Origin of the sequence: Thalassococcus sp. BH17M4-6 (assembly GCF_049323015.1) — a bacterium.
In the GTDB taxonomy this organism is placed as follows: domain Bacteria; phylum Pseudomonadota; class Alphaproteobacteria; order Rhodobacterales; family Rhodobacteraceae; genus Puniceibacterium.
Genome location: NZ_JBMPGU010000010.1, coordinates 133,449 through 148,635 on the forward strand (window position 1 = coordinate 133,449; position 15,187 = coordinate 148,635).

At 65.0% G+C, this 15,187-nt stretch carries 16 protein-coding genes; 10 read left to right on the forward strand and 6 right to left on the reverse strand.

The window, feature by feature from the left end:
* Positions 1-27: 27 nt before the first annotated feature.
* Positions 28-1,077, forward strand: coding sequence for an AbrB family transcriptional regulator (locus ACOXXX_RS15120; RefSeq protein ID WP_422827436.1), 1,050 nt, complete (start codon positions 28-30; stop codon positions 1,075-1,077).
* Here the strand turns inward: ACOXXX_RS15120 and ACOXXX_RS15125 are convergent.
* Complete coding sequence (locus ACOXXX_RS15125) at positions 1,074-2,441, reverse strand: ATP-binding protein (protein ID WP_422827437.1); 1,368 nt, start codon at positions 2,439-2,441, stop codon at positions 1,074-1,076. The two genes, ACOXXX_RS15120 and ACOXXX_RS15125, sit on opposite strands and share 4 nt — an antisense overlap.
* Complete coding sequence (locus ACOXXX_RS15130; protein ID WP_422827438.1) at positions 2,438-3,115, reverse strand: response regulator transcription factor; 678 nt, start codon at positions 3,113-3,115, stop codon at positions 2,438-2,440. Before ACOXXX_RS15130 ends, ACOXXX_RS15125 begins: the two co-directional genes overlap by 4 nt.
* Positions 3,116-3,253: 138 nt before the next feature.
* Here ACOXXX_RS15130 and ACOXXX_RS15135 point away from each other — a divergent pair, with 138 nt between their 5' ends.
* The 7 genes from ACOXXX_RS15135 (at position 3,254) to ACOXXX_RS15165 (ending at position 10,660) form a co-directional block, all read left to right on the forward strand.
* The gene (locus ACOXXX_RS15135; RefSeq protein ID WP_422827439.1) at positions 3,254-4,369 is read left to right on the forward strand and encodes a tricarboxylate transporter; all 1,116 of its coding nucleotides are present in this window, start codon (positions 3,254-3,256) and stop codon (positions 4,367-4,369) included.
* A gap of 91 nt (positions 4,370-4,460) precedes the next feature.
* Positions 4,461-6,476 (forward strand): tripartite tricarboxylate transporter permease, encoded by a 2,016-nt coding sequence (locus ACOXXX_RS15140; RefSeq protein WP_422827440.1) that lies wholly within the window; start codon positions 4,461-4,463, stop codon positions 6,474-6,476.
* Positions 6,473-6,655: a hypothetical protein gene (locus ACOXXX_RS15145; RefSeq protein ID WP_422827441.1), complete on the forward strand. Its 183-nt coding sequence runs from the start codon at positions 6,473-6,475 to the stop codon at positions 6,653-6,655. Before ACOXXX_RS15140 ends, ACOXXX_RS15145 begins: the two co-directional genes overlap by 4 nt.
* 1 nt (position 6,656) lies before the next feature.
* Positions 6,657-7,748 (forward strand): 4-oxalomesaconate tautomerase, encoded by a 1,092-nt coding sequence (locus ACOXXX_RS15150; RefSeq protein WP_422827442.1) that lies wholly within the window; start codon positions 6,657-6,659, stop codon positions 7,746-7,748.
* A complete protein-coding gene (locus tag ACOXXX_RS15155) occupies positions 7,745-9,391 on the forward strand; it encodes a thiamine pyrophosphate-binding protein (protein WP_422827443.1) in 1,647 nt (548 codons plus the stop codon). Before ACOXXX_RS15150 ends, ACOXXX_RS15155 begins: the two co-directional genes overlap by 4 nt.
* Positions 9,392-9,446: 55 nt before the next feature.
* Positions 9,447-9,686, forward strand: coding sequence for a hypothetical protein (locus tag ACOXXX_RS15160; RefSeq protein ID WP_422827444.1), 240 nt, complete (start codon positions 9,447-9,449; stop codon positions 9,684-9,686).
* Positions 9,683-10,660, forward strand: a complete 978-nt coding sequence (locus tag ACOXXX_RS15165; protein WP_422827445.1) for a D-2-hydroxyacid dehydrogenase family protein — start codon at positions 9,683-9,685, stop codon at positions 10,658-10,660. The genes ACOXXX_RS15160 and ACOXXX_RS15165 overlap by 4 nt, the downstream gene beginning before the upstream one ends.
* A gap of 7 nt (positions 10,661-10,667) precedes the next feature.
* Here ACOXXX_RS15165 and rraA read toward each other — a convergent pair whose 3' ends face one another.
* Positions 10,668-11,156, reverse strand: coding sequence for a ribonuclease E activity regulator RraA (gene rraA, locus ACOXXX_RS15170; RefSeq protein ID WP_422827446.1), 489 nt, complete (start codon positions 11,154-11,156; stop codon positions 10,668-10,670).
* 36 nt (positions 11,157-11,192) lie between these two features.
* Between rraA and ACOXXX_RS15175 the strand changes: the two genes are divergently transcribed.
* Positions 11,193-11,954, forward strand: coding sequence for a sulfite exporter TauE/SafE family protein (locus ACOXXX_RS15175; RefSeq protein ID WP_422827447.1), 762 nt, complete (start codon positions 11,193-11,195; stop codon positions 11,952-11,954).
* A gap of 7 nt (positions 11,955-11,961) precedes the next feature.
* Here ACOXXX_RS15175 and ACOXXX_RS15180 read toward each other — a convergent pair whose 3' ends face one another.
* From ACOXXX_RS15180 to ACOXXX_RS15190, 3 genes are all read right to left on the reverse strand, one after another.
* Positions 11,962-12,888, reverse strand: coding sequence for an ornithine cyclodeaminase family protein (locus ACOXXX_RS15180; protein WP_422827448.1), 927 nt, complete (start codon positions 12,886-12,888; stop codon positions 11,962-11,964).
* A 264-nt stretch (positions 12,889-13,152) separates the two neighbouring features.
* Positions 13,153-14,058: a tyrosine-type recombinase/integrase gene (locus ACOXXX_RS15185; RefSeq protein WP_422827449.1), complete on the reverse strand. Its 906-nt coding sequence runs from the start codon at positions 14,056-14,058 to the stop codon at positions 13,153-13,155.
* A gap of 53 nt (positions 14,059-14,111) precedes the next feature.
* A complete protein-coding gene (locus ACOXXX_RS15190) occupies positions 14,112-14,564 on the reverse strand; it encodes a hypothetical protein (RefSeq protein ID WP_422827450.1) in 453 nt (150 codons plus the stop codon).
* 50 nt (positions 14,565-14,614) lie between these two features.
* Here ACOXXX_RS15190 and ACOXXX_RS15195 point away from each other — a divergent pair, with 50 nt between their 5' ends.
* A complete protein-coding gene (locus ACOXXX_RS15195; RefSeq protein WP_422827451.1) occupies positions 14,615-15,037 on the forward strand; it encodes a helix-turn-helix domain-containing protein in 423 nt (140 codons plus the stop codon).
* Positions 15,038-15,187 lie beyond the last annotated feature (150 nt).

Consider the following 15,187-nt stretch of genomic DNA (forward strand, 5'->3'; position numbering starts at 1 on the left):
CACGTGGATGCAATACCGGAGTTCTGCATGTCCCTGCTCGCCCCCGCAACCCTGATGCGCCAGCGCCTTCTGACCTTGGCGCTGGCAGGGCTGGGGGTGGCGGTGTTCTGGCTGCTGAACCTGCCCTTGCCGTTCCTCTTCGGGCCGCTCAGCGCGAGCCTTCTGGCGGCCCTCCTGGGCGCGCGGCTTCGGGGCTTTGGGCAGATCTCGGTCGCGGCGCGGACGATCCTGGGCGTGGCGGTGGGCGCGTCGATCACGCCCGCGCTGGTCGGGCAGTTGCCACAAATGGCCGCCTCGGTAGCGCTGATTCCAATCTATGTCGCGGTGATCGCGCTGGTAGGCGTGCCCTTTTTCCACCGCGTGTGCGGGTTCGACAAGGCCACGGCCTGGTACGCCGCGATGCCCGGCGGATTGCAGGACATGGTGATCTTCGGCACCGAGGCGGGCGGCGATCCGCGGGCGCTGTCGCTGATCCATGCCACCCGGGTGCTGATCGTCGTGTCCATCGCGCCGGCGATTTTGACGCTGGGAATGGCGGCCGAACTGACCAACCCCATCGGCCAGCCCGCCGCCGACCTTCCACTGCACGAAATGGCGCTGATGGTCGTGGCCGCGCTGGTCGGCTGGAAAGGCGGCGAACGCATCGGCCTCTTCGGTGCGTCGATCCTGGGGCCGATGATCGTGACCGCGATCCTGTCGCTCTTGGGGCTGATCCACGCGCGCCCCCCGGCCGAGGGCATCCTGTTCGCGCAGTTCATGATCGGCATCGGAATCGGCGTGGGCTATGTCGGCATCACCCTGGCCGAGTTTCGCAAGGACGTGCTCGCGGGCGTGGCCTTCGTGCTGGTGCTGGCGGCCCTTGCCGCCGGCTTTACCGAGGTGGTCGTCTTCTTCGGCCTCGCCGACCCGCGCGAGGCGTTCCTGGCCTTCGCCCCCGGCGGGCAGGCGGAAATGACGGTGCTGGCGATTGTCGCGGGGGCCGATCTTGGGTTCGTCGTGGTGCACCACCTTGTGCGCATCTTCTTCGTGATCACCTGCGCGCCGCTGGCGGCCAGGCTGGTGGTGCGGCGGCGTTAGGCGTCCGGCGCGCGCGGAAAGACCAGCGCGACCGAAAACCCGGCATCCGTCGGGCGGATGTCCAGCCGCCCCTTGTGGCTGCGCGCCACCGCATCGGCGATGGACAGGCCAAGCCCGCTGCCTTCGCCGGCATCCGCCTGCCCGAACCGGGCGCGGATCTTGTCGAAGTTCGCAGGATCCACGCCGCGCCCGTTGTCCGTCACCGCAATGATCGCGGTGTTGCTGGTGGCCTCTATCGTCACGGTGATCCGGCTCAATTTTGGCCCGCCGTGCACCAGCGCATTGTGCAGCAGGTTCTTCAGTGCCTCTTCGACCATGGTGACATCCGCCAACACATGCACCGGCAGGTCGAGGCCTTGGAACAGGAGCTCGGGCGCGCCCTCGTCCAGATCGGTGCGCAGCTTCTCCACCACGCCCCGCGCCAGCGCGCCCAGCTCTGCCCGCGTCGCCAGGGCCGCGTCGGGCGTGGCGCGGGCACGTTCCAGCGTCATCAGGCTTTCGGCCAGATCCCCGGCCCCGGCAGCAGCGCGCACCAGATCGGCGGCGCGGGATTGCGCAGTGTCCAGCGACCGCGCGGTCAGGATGGATTCGCCCAAGGCCCGCAGACCGGCGATGGGGTTGCGCAGCTGGTGGGCCGCATCCGAGATGAACGCCGCCTGCGCATCCATCGACGCGGCAAGCTGACCGAACAGCACGTTGATCCGGTCGACCAGCCCCTGCGTTTCAACAGGCACACTGCGCTGGATCGGCTTGAGGTCGGCGGGGCTGCGCCGCGAAATCGCGTCTTCAAGGTCGAGCAGCGGCTTGAGGCCCAGATTGACGCCGAACCACACGACGACGGCGGTGGTGCCGATCAGCATCGCCATCACCGTCAGCGCCCGGGTCACCTGCGCGCGGACAAAGGCCTGGCGCGCGGTCTTGTCCTGCCAGACCGTCACCTTGAAAGGGCCCGAAAACCCCGCGATCTGCGTGACGTATTGTAGCCGCAGCACCCGCACGTCGGCCCCGCGCGACACCGCATCGAAATAGGCAAAGGTCTTGCTGTTGTCCCAAGCGAAATCCACCGGAATCGGGGGCGAGGCAAAGCCGGTCACGAAGACACCGTCGGGGGCGTAGACGTGGTATTTCACCGCGCCGCCCCCCGTTTCGGCCAACAGGGCGGCGGTTTCGGGGGATATCGCATCGCCGTCGCGGATCGCCACGTCGCGCGATACAGCAAGCGCCGTGACAAGCAGGTTCTTGTCGAAAAGGTCGCGGGCCGTTTCCTCGGCCGCGGTAATGCGCCAGGCGCCGACGCCGACCGCGATCAGGACAAGCGGCAGCAGGATGATCAGGAACAGCCGAAGCCGCAGCGATGTCATCATGCGCCGTCGTCCACCAGCACCATCCGGTAGCCCAGACCGCGCTGCGCCCGGATATCGACGCCGCCGGGTTTCAACCGCTTGCGCAGGCGCGACACATGCGCCTCGATCGCGGTGTCGTCATGGTCCGACCCGGTGCCGTAGACGTGTTCATGCAGATCGGCCTTGGGCACCACCCGGTCGGGCGCGGCGATCAGCAGTTCCAGCACCGACACCTCGCGCCGGGGCAGATCCTGCGCGGTCCCGTCGATGAAAAGTTGCCGCGACTGGGTGTCGAAGCTGAGCGGGCCAAAGTCCCGGCGGGTGCGGATATCCTGCCCCTGCCGCCGCAGAAGCGCGCGCAGCCGTGCCTCGAGCTCGTCCATGTCGAAGGGTTTCGGCAGATAATCGTCGGCCCCCGCATCAAGGCCCTGCACCCGCGCCGTGACCTCGGCATTGGCGGTCAGCAGCAGCACCGGGCGCTGGTCGCCGCGGGCGCGCAGGTTGCGCAGCACGCCCAGACCGTCAAGCCCCGGCAGGTTGATGTCGAGGATGATCAGGTCGTTGCCGTCGCCACGCAGAAAATCGTCCGCCGCGATGCCATCATGGATCAGGTCGGTGGCGTGACCACGATCCTGCAGCCGGTAGGCGATGCCCTTGGCCACGCTTTCGTTGTCTTCGATGATGGCGATGCGCACAAATTTTGCCCGAAAAAAGAACAGACGTCAGCTTCACGCAAGTTTTGCAGGTTACCTTTGTCACATCAAGCGGGCGCGTCCCGTTGATTCGTGAACGCGGTCGGGGGAGGAACACCCGCCGCAAATGGGAGGAACGACATGACTATCGCAAAAACGGCCCGCGCGGCCACCTTTGGCGTTGCCGCAGTGGCAGCCTCTTTCACTTTCTCGGCCACCGCGCAGGCGGCCGGACACGGTATCGACCTGAGCGGTCAGACCGTCGAATTCGTCATTCCGTTCTCGGAATCCGGCGGTTCGGCCAAATGGGCCAACTTCTACGCCCCGCTGCTGAGCGAGGCTCTGCCCGGCCAGCCTACCGTCGTGGTCAAGTACATGCCCGGCGCGGGTTCGACCAAGGGGGCCAACTGGTTCCAGGATCAGGACTATGCCGACAGCGAAGGCACGCTGATCTTCGGCTCGTCCGGCTCGACCCAGTTCCCCTACCTGCTGGGCGATCCTCGGGTGAAGTACGAATACAGCGACTGGAATGTCGTGCTGGCTTCGGGCACCGGCGGTGTCGCATACCTGCCCCCCGATCTGGCCGAAAAGATGGACGGCATGGATGCCACCGGCCTGCAGGACACCAATTTCATCTGGGGCTCGCAGGGCGCCACGCGGCTTGACCTCGTGCCGCTGCTGGCCTGGAAGATGCTGGGCATGAATGTAGAGCCTGTCTTTGGCATCGAAGGCCGCGGTGACGGCCGCCTGATGTTCGAACGCGGCGAGGCGAATATCGACTACCAGACCTCGTCCTCCTACCTCAAGGGCGTGACGCCGCTGGTCGAATCCGGCCAGGCCGTCCCGATGATGAGCTGGGGCGCGCTGGACGATGACGGCAACATCGTGCGCGATCCGACCTTCCCCGACATGCCGTCCTTCAAGGAAGTCTGCGAAGCCACCCCGGCCTGCAGCACCGAAGGCGATGCCTGGAACGCGTGGAAGGCCTTCTTCATCGCGGGTTTCCCGGCGCAGAAAATGGTGTTCCTGCCCAAGGGTGCGAGCAACGACGCCATCGTGACCTATACCAAGGCGTTCCAGGACGTGCTGAACCGCGACGATTTCGCCGAGCGGAGTGCCGCGGTTCTGGGCGACTATCCCCAGATGACCGGCGACGCAGCCCAGAACACGCTGGAGCAGGGCACCAAAGTCCCGGCAGAGGCGAAAGCCTATGTCACCAACTGGCTGGAAGAAGCCTATGGCGTGTCGCTGAACTAAGCGACCGCGCCTGACCGTCCGGCGGCAGTGCTTCCTGCCGCCGGACATCCTGTTCCCGACTGCCCCCACTCCTCATAGAAAGGCCCTGGTGATGGACACCTTGCTGGCAGCGCTCCCGGCGCTGGGAGAAGCGTTTTCCCTAATCCTGCACCCCACTCAGATCATGTACCTGATGATCGGCGTGGTCCTGGGCCTGTCGGTCGGGGTGTTTCCCGGTCTGGGCGGCATCGCCGGGCTGTCGCTGGTGCTGCCCTTCATGTTCGGAATGGACCCGGTATCGGGTCTGGCGCTGATGGTCGGGCTGGTGGCGGTGGTGCCCACCTCCGACACATTTGCCAGCGTGCTGATGGGCATCCCCGGATCGTCTGCCAGCCAGGCCACCGTGCTGGACGGCTTTCCCATGGCCCGCAAGGGCGAGGCGGCGCGGGCGCTGTCGGCGGCCTTTGCCTCATCGCTTTTCGGCGGCTTGCTGGGCGCGACGGTTTTGACATTCTTTATCTTGGTGGCGCGGCCGCTGGTGCTATCTTTCGGGACGCCCGAAATGCTGATGGTCACGATCCTGGGCCTGTCGATGGTGGCGATCCTGGCTGGACGCCTTCCGCTGAAAGGTCTGGCGGCGGCCTGCCTGGGCCTGCTTGTCGGCACCATCGGCGAAGCGGCGGCAGGCGGCGGCCTGCGTATGGCGACCTACGATGTTCCCTACCTTGTGGATGGCATCAAGCTGGTGATCGTCGGCCTTGGCATCTTCGCCATCCCGGAAATCATCTCGCTGCTGCGGCAGGACGGATCAATCGCGCGGGACGCGTCGCTGGGGGCGGGCTGGATGCGGGGCGTGCGCGACTGGTGGGCCAACAAATGGCTGTCGGTGCGCTGTTCCGTGATCGGCGTTCTGGTCGGCGTGATCCCCGGCCTTGGCGGGTCGGTCGTCGACTGGATCGCCTATGGCCACACGGTGCAAAGCACCAAGGACAAGTCCGGCTTCGGGTCGGGTGACGTGCGCGGCGTGATCGGGCCGGAAAGTTCGAACAACGCCAAGGAAGGCGGCGGGCTGGTGCCGACGCTGATCTTCGGCATCCCCGGATCGGGCTCGATGGCGGTCTTCCTGGGCGGGCTTGCCCTGCTGGGCATCGACGCCGGTCCGCAGCTGATCACCAACGACCTGAGCACGACCTATACCATCGTCTGGTCGCTGGCGCTGGCCAACGTCTTTGGCGCCGGGCTGTGCATCGCGCTCTCGGGCGGCATTGCCAAGCTCACCACGATCCGCTTCACCCTGCTGGCCCCGTTCCTTTTCATGATGATCGCCTTTGCGGCGTTCCAGTCGCGGCAAAGCCTGGGCGACCTCGTGGCGCTGTTCGCCGTGGGCATCCTGGGGATCTTCCTGCGCCGGTTCGACTGGTCGCGCCCGGCGTTCCTCATCGGCTTCGTCCTGTCCTACCAGGCCGAGAATTTCGCCAACCAGGCAAACCAGATCGCCAGCTTCAAGTTCCGCCGCGGCATGGCCGAAGGGCTTGAGTACATCTTTTCGCCCATCGTGCTGGTCATCCTGGCGGTCACGGTGATTTCGGTCATCGTCGGCCTGCGGCAGGCCAAGCAGATCCTGCCCGAAGGCACCGTTGCCACAGGCAAGAAACGCGCACCGCTGATCTTTCTGCTGTGCATGCTGGCCTACACCGTCACCGCCTGGATCAACGCCTCGATGATCCGCATGACCTCGGACAAGATCTTTCCGATGACCGTGGCCACCGTGGGCATCATCGCGCTCTGCATCCTGCTGATCCGCATGGTCCGCGCGTCCGAGGACGATCCGGTCTTTGCCGACCGCGAACGCGGCGGTGAAGATGCGGAGGCGCCGCATGGGCTGTGGGCGACGCTGGCGTGGTTCGGGGTGCTGCTCGTGCTCAGCGCGCTCCTGGGCTTCATCCTGGCGCTGGCGATCTTTCTGGTGGCGTTCTTCCGACTGCGCGCCGGCCAAAGCTGGATACGCTCGCTGATCCTGTCGGCGGCGGGGATTGCCGCGATGTGTTTCATCGCAGGAACGCTGAACCGTGACTTCCCGCCGGGTCTGCTGCAGGAATTCGTGCGGCTGCCCTGGCCGCTGACGTGACGCTGACACTGCTTTGCCTGCCCGGCGACGGGATCGAGCCCGAGATCACGGCGGCCACCCGGAAAACGGTGGCCGCCGAACTGGCGGGCAGACCGGGCCTTGCCGCACGGCCGATCTGGGCGGCCCGCTGGGCACACGCGCCTTTGCCGACACCCTTTGCACCTGCCTATCGGAGCTGACATGAGCCAGACCGCCATCCCCTACCATTTCCTGCGCGGCGGCACGTCGCGCGGGCCCTATTTCCGCCGCAACGACCTGCCAGCCGACCGCGAAACGTTGAGCGAGGTTTTGTGCGCCGTGGTCGGTGCCGGCAATCCGCGCAACATCGACGGGCTGGGCGGCGGCAACGCCGTGACCACGAAGGTCGCGATGCTCAGCCGCTCTTACGATCCGGCGGCGGATGTCGATTACTTCTTTGCCCAGGTCGCGGTGGAAGAGCGGCTGGTGGACTACGGCCCCACCTGCGGCAATATCCTGGTCGGTGTCGGCCCGGCGGCGATCGAGATGGGGCTGGTGCCGGTCGCGGGCGACGTGACATCGGTGCGCATCCGCGCCGTGAACACCGGCGCGCTGGTCGAGGCCGAGGTGCAGACCCCCGGCGGCGCCGTCTGCTATGACGGCGACACGGCGGTTGACGGAGTGCCGGGCACCGCCGCCCCCGTCGCGCTGAATTTCATGGAGGTCGTGGGCTCGCGCACCGGCGCGTTCTTTCCCACCGGCAACGCGATGGACGTGATCGACGGCATCGAGGTGTCCTGCGTCGACGTGGCCATGCCGATGATGATCGCGCGTGCCGCCGATCTGGGCATCAGCGGCCACGAAAGCCAGACAGAGCTGGACAAGATGCCCGATCTTTTCGCCCGGATGGAAGCGCTGCGCCTGCAGGCGGGGCGGATGATGGGCTTTGGCGACGTCAGCAAATCCGTCGTGCCCAAGCTGGGCCTGATCGCCCCACCACGCGGCAAGGGGCATTTCGCGGTGCGCTATTTCATGCCCTGGACGACCCACCCCACTGTCGCGGTCACCGGTGCGCAATGCCTGGCGGCCTGCGCGCTGGCCCCGGGCACGGTGGCCGACGGGCTGGTCCGGCCCATCGACCCGTCGCCCGCGGCGGTGACGCTCGAACACCCGATGGGCGAAATGGATGTCCTGGTCAAGTACGACACCCGCCCGGATGGCGTGGATTTCCAGTCCGCCGGGCTGACCCGCACCGCCCGCCTGATCGCGCGGGGCGAGGTGCTGATCCCCCGTTCGATCTGGGGCGGGGTGTGACCCGGCTTTACGACATCCTCGCGCGCGCAGTCGCGCAAGAGAACAGCGGCGCGTGTTTCGCGCTGCTGGGCGATGCCAACATGAACTTCGCCACCCGCCTGGCCGAGGCCGGGATGCCGATGATCTATGTGCGGCATGAACACTGCGCTGTCGCGGCCGCCATGGCTCATGCCCGCAAAAGCGGCGGGGTCGGGCTGGCCACGGTGACCTGCGGACCGGGGGTCACGCAGCTGATGACGGCGCTTCCCGCTGCGGTGCGGGCGCGGATTCCGGTGGTGGTTTTCGCGGGCGAGGCGCCGCTGGGCCAAAGCTGGTACAACCAGCAGATCGACCAGGCGCCGCTGGTGACCGCGACCGGGGCCGCCTATCAAGCGCTGCACGCGCCCGCACGGATGCCACAGGCGGTGCGTGATGCGTTTCTGCAGGCGCGGCGCGAACGCCGCCCGGTGGTGCTGGGCGTGCCCTTCGACCTTCAGAACACTGTGTGGGAGGGCAGCACCGCCCTGCCCGATCCGTCCGCCGCGCTGATGCCCGATGTCGGGCCGATCCCGCCCCATCCGGACGATCTGGCGCGCGCGGCCAGGATGATCGACGCCGCCCGGCGGGTGGTGGTGATGGCGGGCCTTGGCGCGGCCGAGGCCGGGGCCGGTCCAGCCTGCCGCGCGCTGGCCGATGCCTGCGACGGGCTGCTTGCCACGACCCTGCCCGCGCGCGGGTTGTTTCACGACGATCCCTTCTGCATCGGCATCGCGGGCGGCTTTTCGACCGACACAGCACGCGATTGTCTGGCGCAGGCCGATCTGATCGTCGCCGTGGGCGCATCGCTGGCCAAGCACAATGCCGACGGCGGCAAGCTCTGGCCAGACGCGGCGGTGTTGCAGGTCGATGTGGACCCGGTGACTGTCAGCCAGGGGCGGATCGCCGCGCAGGCGCATCTGCGCTCGGACGCGCGGCTGGGGGCCGAGGCACTGGCCAAGGCCGTCCGCCGCAACCCGACCGATTGGCGCAGCGACGCGCTGGCCCGCCGCATCCGCACCGCCCCCGCCGACGCGTCGGACCAGCCGCAAGAGCCTGGCCTCCACGACCCCCGTGCGGTCATCGCCGCGTTCGAGAACGCGCTTCCCGCCAGTTGGCAAATGGTCAATTCCTCGGGCCACTGTTCGTACTACGCGGCGCAGATGCCGTCGCGTCCGTTTGACACCTTCCTGACGATCCGGGAATTCGGCGCCATCGGCAACGGCATTTCCTTTGCCATCGGCGTCGCCACCGCCCGCCCCGACGACACGGTGGTGATGTTCGACGGCGACGGCAGCCTGCTCATGCACGTGCAAGAGCTCGAAACGATCCGCCGACACAACCTCAACATCCTGATCGTGGCGCTGAACGATGGGGCCTTCGGGTCCGAGATTCACAAGCTTCGCGCCGAAGGGCTGTCGGACGCGGGCGCAGTCTTTGGGCGGCCCGACCTTGCCGCCATCGCGCGCGGTTTCGGCATTGGCGGCGCAACGATCCGCGATCTGTCCGAAATTCCGGCGCGTGTGGCGGAGTTTGCGAAGACCGGCGGCGCGGCGGTCTGGGATCTGCCGATCAGCGACAGGATCATGTCGCCGGTGATGCAGCGCGCGCATCCGCGTAAAGAATAATTGTGGCAACAGGATTTGTGGTATACTATTGCATACATTTCGAGAGGAGCATTCCATGCCCGACAGTTTCGAGACACATCTGACCGCCGCCATCGACAGCTTGCAGACGGCACAGCAGGCCATCGCCGCCGAAATCTCGGCCTATCCCACGCCGATCTCGGGATGTGACGCGCAGTTCAATCACCTGCTTAGCGAACGCGCCCGGATCGGGGCCGCGCTTGGCGCGCTGGCGCAAACGCCTTTCGTGCCGACACCTCGGATGCCCGCGCCCACCGACAGGGTGGAATCGCGATGAAGGTGCATATCCTCGACGATTGGTTCGATACGCTGCGCACCCTGCCCAGTTTTGCAAAGCTTCGGGGCCATGACGTCACCGTCTGGACCGATCATACCGAGGATGTCGATCAACTGGCCGACCGGCTGCAGGCAGCAGAGGCGTTGGTGCTTTTCCGCGAACGCACGCCGGTCACCGCGGCGCTGCTGGCACGGCTGCCGAACCTGCGACTGATCAGCCAGCGCAGCGCCTACCCGCATGTGGACGTGCCCGCCTGCACCGAAAACGGCGTGATGCTGTCATCGAACATGTCGGCGGGCAAACCGTCGATCGCTGCGGCGGAACTGACCTTTGCGCTGATCCTTGCATCGGCCCGGCAGATCCCGCAGCAGATGGCCTCGCTCCGCGCCGGGACCTGGCAACTGGCGCCGGGCCAGACCCTCTCTGGCCGGACGCTGGGGCTTTATGGTTACGGCAAGATCGGCAAGCAGGTGGCCAGCTACGCCCGTGCCTTCGGCATGCGCGTGGTCTGGTGGGGGTCCGAGGACGGACGCGCCCGCGCGGCTGAGGCCGGGGAAACCGTGGCCGACAGCCGTGAAAGCTTTTTCGCGGAGGCGGATTTCGTCTCGATCCACGTGCGGCTGACGCCCGACAGCCGCGGCATCATCACCGAAGAGGATCTGCTGGCGATGAAGCCCGGCGCGACCTTCGTGAACACCTCGCGCTCGGGCCTCGTGCAGGCAGGTGCGCTGGAGCGCGCGCTGGAGGCCGGGCGGCCCGGCCGCCTCGCACTCGATGTCTTTGACACCGAACCGCTGACCGACAGCGGCGAACCGGTGATCTCTCATCCCAATGTCATCGCGACGCCGCATATCGGCTACGTGACCGAGGATGAGCTCGATATGCAGTTCTCGGACATCTACGACCAGATCAACGCCTATGACCGGGGCGAACCGATCCACGTGATCAACCCCGAGGTCGGGGCGCCGGGGTGAGCGACGCTCAGGCCGCGGGCGGGGTCACGCCCGGGGGAAAGATGACCACGCCATCCTCGTCGGCGACAAGAAACGCGCCGGGCGAAATCCGCGCCTCGCCCAGCCGGATGTCGATGCCGACCTGGCCGTCGCCCCGTCGCGTGCTCGGGCGGGGCATGTGGCCCAGGGCCATCACACCCAGGTCCAGCGCGGCCAACTGGCCGACATCGCGCACCGCGCCCCAGATCACCACGCCGGCCCAGCCGTTGTCCGCAAAGGCCCCGGCGATCATGTCGCCCATCACGGCGGTGCGGACCGACCCGCCCGCGTCCACCGCCAGCACCCGCCCCTCGCCCGCGGTCTGCGACAGCTCCTTGATGCGGCTGTTGTCCTCAAGGCATTTCACCGTCTCCACCGGGCCAAAGAACCGGTCCCGCCCGCCGTACATGCGCAGGCCGAAGGGAACGATCTCGAGCTTTGGGCCGAAATCGTCGTGCAGGTCGCAGGTGTTCTTCATCTCGTGTCCAGTCGTTGGAGGTACAGGGGCAGGCCGATGTGGGATCAGCTAGGCGCGATCATGGGCGGGTTCGACCCTCTTGTCACGGTCGGGTTGCTGCTGGCAAGTTTTGTCGCGTCGTTCATCACCGTGGCCTTCGGGATCGGCGGCGGTGCACTGCTGCTGGCGATCATGGCCAGCCTCATGCCCCCTGCCGCGCTCATTCCCGTGCACGGCATGGTGCAGCTGGGATCGAACCTTTTTCGTGCGCTGTTGCTGGGGCTGTATGTGCATTGGCCGCCGGTGCTGGCCTTCGCCGTCGGCACGGCCGTGGGTGTCGGGCTGGGCGGCATGGTCGTGATCAACCTGCCGCCCGCCGTCGTCCAGATCGGCGTGGGCGTTTTCGTGATCTGGAGCGTTCTGCTGCGCCCGCCCGCCTGGCTTTCGGCGCAGCCACTGCTGACCGGCACGATATCGAGCTTTCTGACCATGTTCTTTGGCGCCACCGGAGTCTTTGTCGCCAATTTCACCAAGTCGCTGCGGCTGCCCCGGCAGGAACATGTGGCAACGCACGGCACCCTGATGACGCTGCAACATCTGCTCAAGGTCGTGGCCTTCGGCCTTCTGGGATTTGCCTTCGGCCCGTGGCTGGGCTTCATCCTCGCGATGATCGTCGCGGGGTTTCTGGGGACGGTCACGGGCCGCCTGCTTCTGACGCGAATGTCGGACCACGGGTTCAAGCGGGCGCTTGACGTGATCCTGATCCTCGTGTCGCTGCGGCTGATCTGGACCGGGCTCGGCGATTGGCTGGGCCGCTGATCCCGCCCTAATCCAGCGTGGACAGGATGTAATCCGCCGTCATCAGGTCAAGATGCGCGCCACCGCCGTTCTTGAAGACCGTGATCTCCTCCTGCCCGCTGCGCCCGACGTGATCGCCCGCCACCAGCTCGTAAAAATCGGCCAGCACATCGCTTTCGGCGATCGCGCCCGAGGCGAGCGGGATCATCAGCTCACCTATATGGTGGATCGTCGTATCATAGCTGTCCACGAAGATCCGGGCCTTTTGCAGCAGCGCATCATCGGCTTCCCGCATGTCGGATTTGAAGGCGCCGATCAGGTCCACATGGGTGCCGGGGGTGATCCAGTCGCCCTGCAATATCGGCTCTTTGGCCATGGTGGCGGTGGTGATGATATCCGCCTCTGCGCAGGCCTTTGGCAGATCCGTGGCAGCGCTGACGGGAAACCCTTCATCCGACATCCGGGCGGCGAGATCGGCGGCCTTGCTCCCTGTCCGGTTCCAGACCGTGATCTGGCGCAGGTCGGGAAAGACCTCGGCATAGGCGCGCACCAGGTTTTCGGCGACGACCCCGGCACCCACGATCAGCAGGGTTGCGCTGTCGGGCCGGGCCAGCAGCCGGGCGCCGAACACCGAATCCCCGGCCGTCTTCCATTGCGTGACCAAGTCGCTGTCGATCACCGCGGCGATGCGCCCGTCGCTGTCGTCAAAGACCAGCATCGCCCCCTGCACGGTCGGCAGGCCGCGGGCGGTGTTCCCCGCCATGACCGAGACCGATTTCACCCCGATGCCCAGCCCGTCGATCCAGGCCGCGCGGCTGAGCAGCGTGTCCGGATCGCGGGTCAGGAACTGATCGCCGATTTCGGCTTTGGGCCTCTGGTGCCCGTCGCGCAGCGCCTGCATCACACCGGTCCACGACAGCCGCCCGGCCACGGTGTCACTGGTCACGAATTGCATGGCTTGCCCCCTGATTGCACGTATCGGTTCCTGTCTGGGATCGTGGCCGCTTTGCCCGCGATGTGCAAATCTATTGGCGGCGTGCACAGCCGTCGCAAGCGTTGTGCCTCTGCCGTCAGCAGATCGGGCGGGACAAACCGAAACCCAAAGAAGAGGTTAGAGAGGGAGCGGCCGGGAACTCCTGTCCAAGCTCAGAACGGTTTTGGCGACCCCGGCAGGATTCGAACCTGCAACCTGCCCCTTAGGAGGGAACCGTTCATAGTGCTATTCCTTCTGTGATTTCTTGCTCTTGTGTGTTTGTACAGTGTCCGCCTGTACATGGTTTGTACGAAAACGGGCCCTGACATCGGCCTCATCCGTTTCTGCATGGGCATAGATACGCATGGGTAAATTGGGGTCCGACCAACGCCCAGCCTTGGCCGCTGTGACGGGATCGACGCCCTGACGGACGACCAATTCAGTGAAGAACCCGTGACGCCCTGCCGGGTGCGCCGAAAGGTACGGGATGCCCGCGCTCTTGCATATGGTCTTCCAGCGCGTGTTGTAGCCAGTCGAGCTGCCATAGCCGAACACACGCGGTTTCATGAAGTTGCCGGTCTTGCGGTTCTTGGGGCGCTTGGGAGGCAGTGCCAGAAGCTCGTCCATCATCTGCGGCGAGACAGTGATCCAGCTTTCCGGGTGGCCCTTCTGCGCTTTGATCCTGACCTTATGCTCGTTGGGACGCAGATCGTCAGGCTCTATGGAGACAGCCTGATCGATCCGCGCCGCTGTCTCGAACATGAACCGGACCAAAGCGGCGTTGTAGGGATCGGCGGCTCGGCAAAACGCATCGATCCATTCCTTGTCCGCTGGTTTTCGCTCAACACGGCTCGGTTTATTGCGTCGTTTGTCTTGAGCGATCCGCTCAAAGTTGTCGTAAGCCTTTACGCGGATCATTGGCGTATTCTTCAAATCATGGGCATTGTTGATCACTGCACAGGCGGGCGTCACAATTTCCCGCCACCATGTATCTGTGCAAGCATCTGGCTTAAGCTTTGGCCCTAGCTCCTTAAGCATCCTTCCCGAGATCGCGGACAGAGGCAGTTCGCCAATCTCTTCGACGATTGGCATGAGCTGTTTTGCCGCTTTCGGGGACGCTTTGTAGATCAAGATCGCGTCAGAGAAGGTCATGCGCGGTTCATCCCCGAAAACGTATCGGTGAATCTGCGCCTCTGTTTCGCGGGCTACCCAGTCCCGTGCGCCTGCTTCTGTAGATGCCTTAGTGCTTCGCCGGTATGGGCCTGCGATGCGCCTGCCGTTGTAATCGACCCAACCTTTCGCCCAGTAAACTCGGCCCCTCTTGTAGATTTCGAGCGGCATGTCTGGCCTCCTTCAAAAATCTTGTCGATCTGCGCCGGTGTGATCAGCATTGTCCGCCCAAGGCGGTAGAATGCACCAGTCTCGTTTGCTCGCTCCCGCAGGGTCCGCTCAGAAATGTCGATGCCCATATCCGCCATCAGCTCGACCCATTCGGAAGGCTTTTTCCCAAGGCCGAGGATTTGGGAGCTGTCTGATTTGTCTGTCTCTGTCATTTCAGTCGTCCTTGTCCGCTTGAGTTGAATCGTGCGTACGCATGGAATCGCTTGTTTGGTACCTTCTGACGTGTTCAGATGGATCAAACCGGAAATATGCGTCATTTTGTGCGATCTTTATACAAAATTGCGCTTTCGTCAATTGGGAAGTCGGAATGGCGCAAGAAGATGCTGACATGTTCGCCGAAGTAGGTGCACGCCTAGCCATCTTACGTAGCGAAATTGGCGTTTCGCAGGCCGGGATGGCAGAGGCGATTGGCGTCTCACATCGGGCTTATCACAGCTATGAGAAGGGTAAGCGCGGCATCCCAATCGAAGCACTGATCAAGATGTACAGACGATATAAGGTCGACGTTGCCTGGTTGTTGCTTGGAACTCAGTCGATCCGTGCTGGTCACGATTTCGATGCCCTGAAGAGGATCGAGACCTCGCTCGATCAGTATCTGGAGGGTGCTGGCATCAAGATCAAAAGCGAGAAACGCGGGGCCATCGCCGCGCGCTGGTACGAGTCACAAGTCAAGGGTCAGAATGTAACGGATGACGAAGTTCACACTTGGATCGAATTCGCAAGGGAGTAAGCAAATGCAAAGGCCAAGCGACAACTGGAAAAAGCTTCGGAAAGCATCATTGGAGCGTGCGAGACGCAATATGATCGAGCCCTTGGAGCCCGTTTACCTAGCATTGCTGGGTGCCAATGCGCTCTATCTGGTAGGTTTCCTGAACCTTTC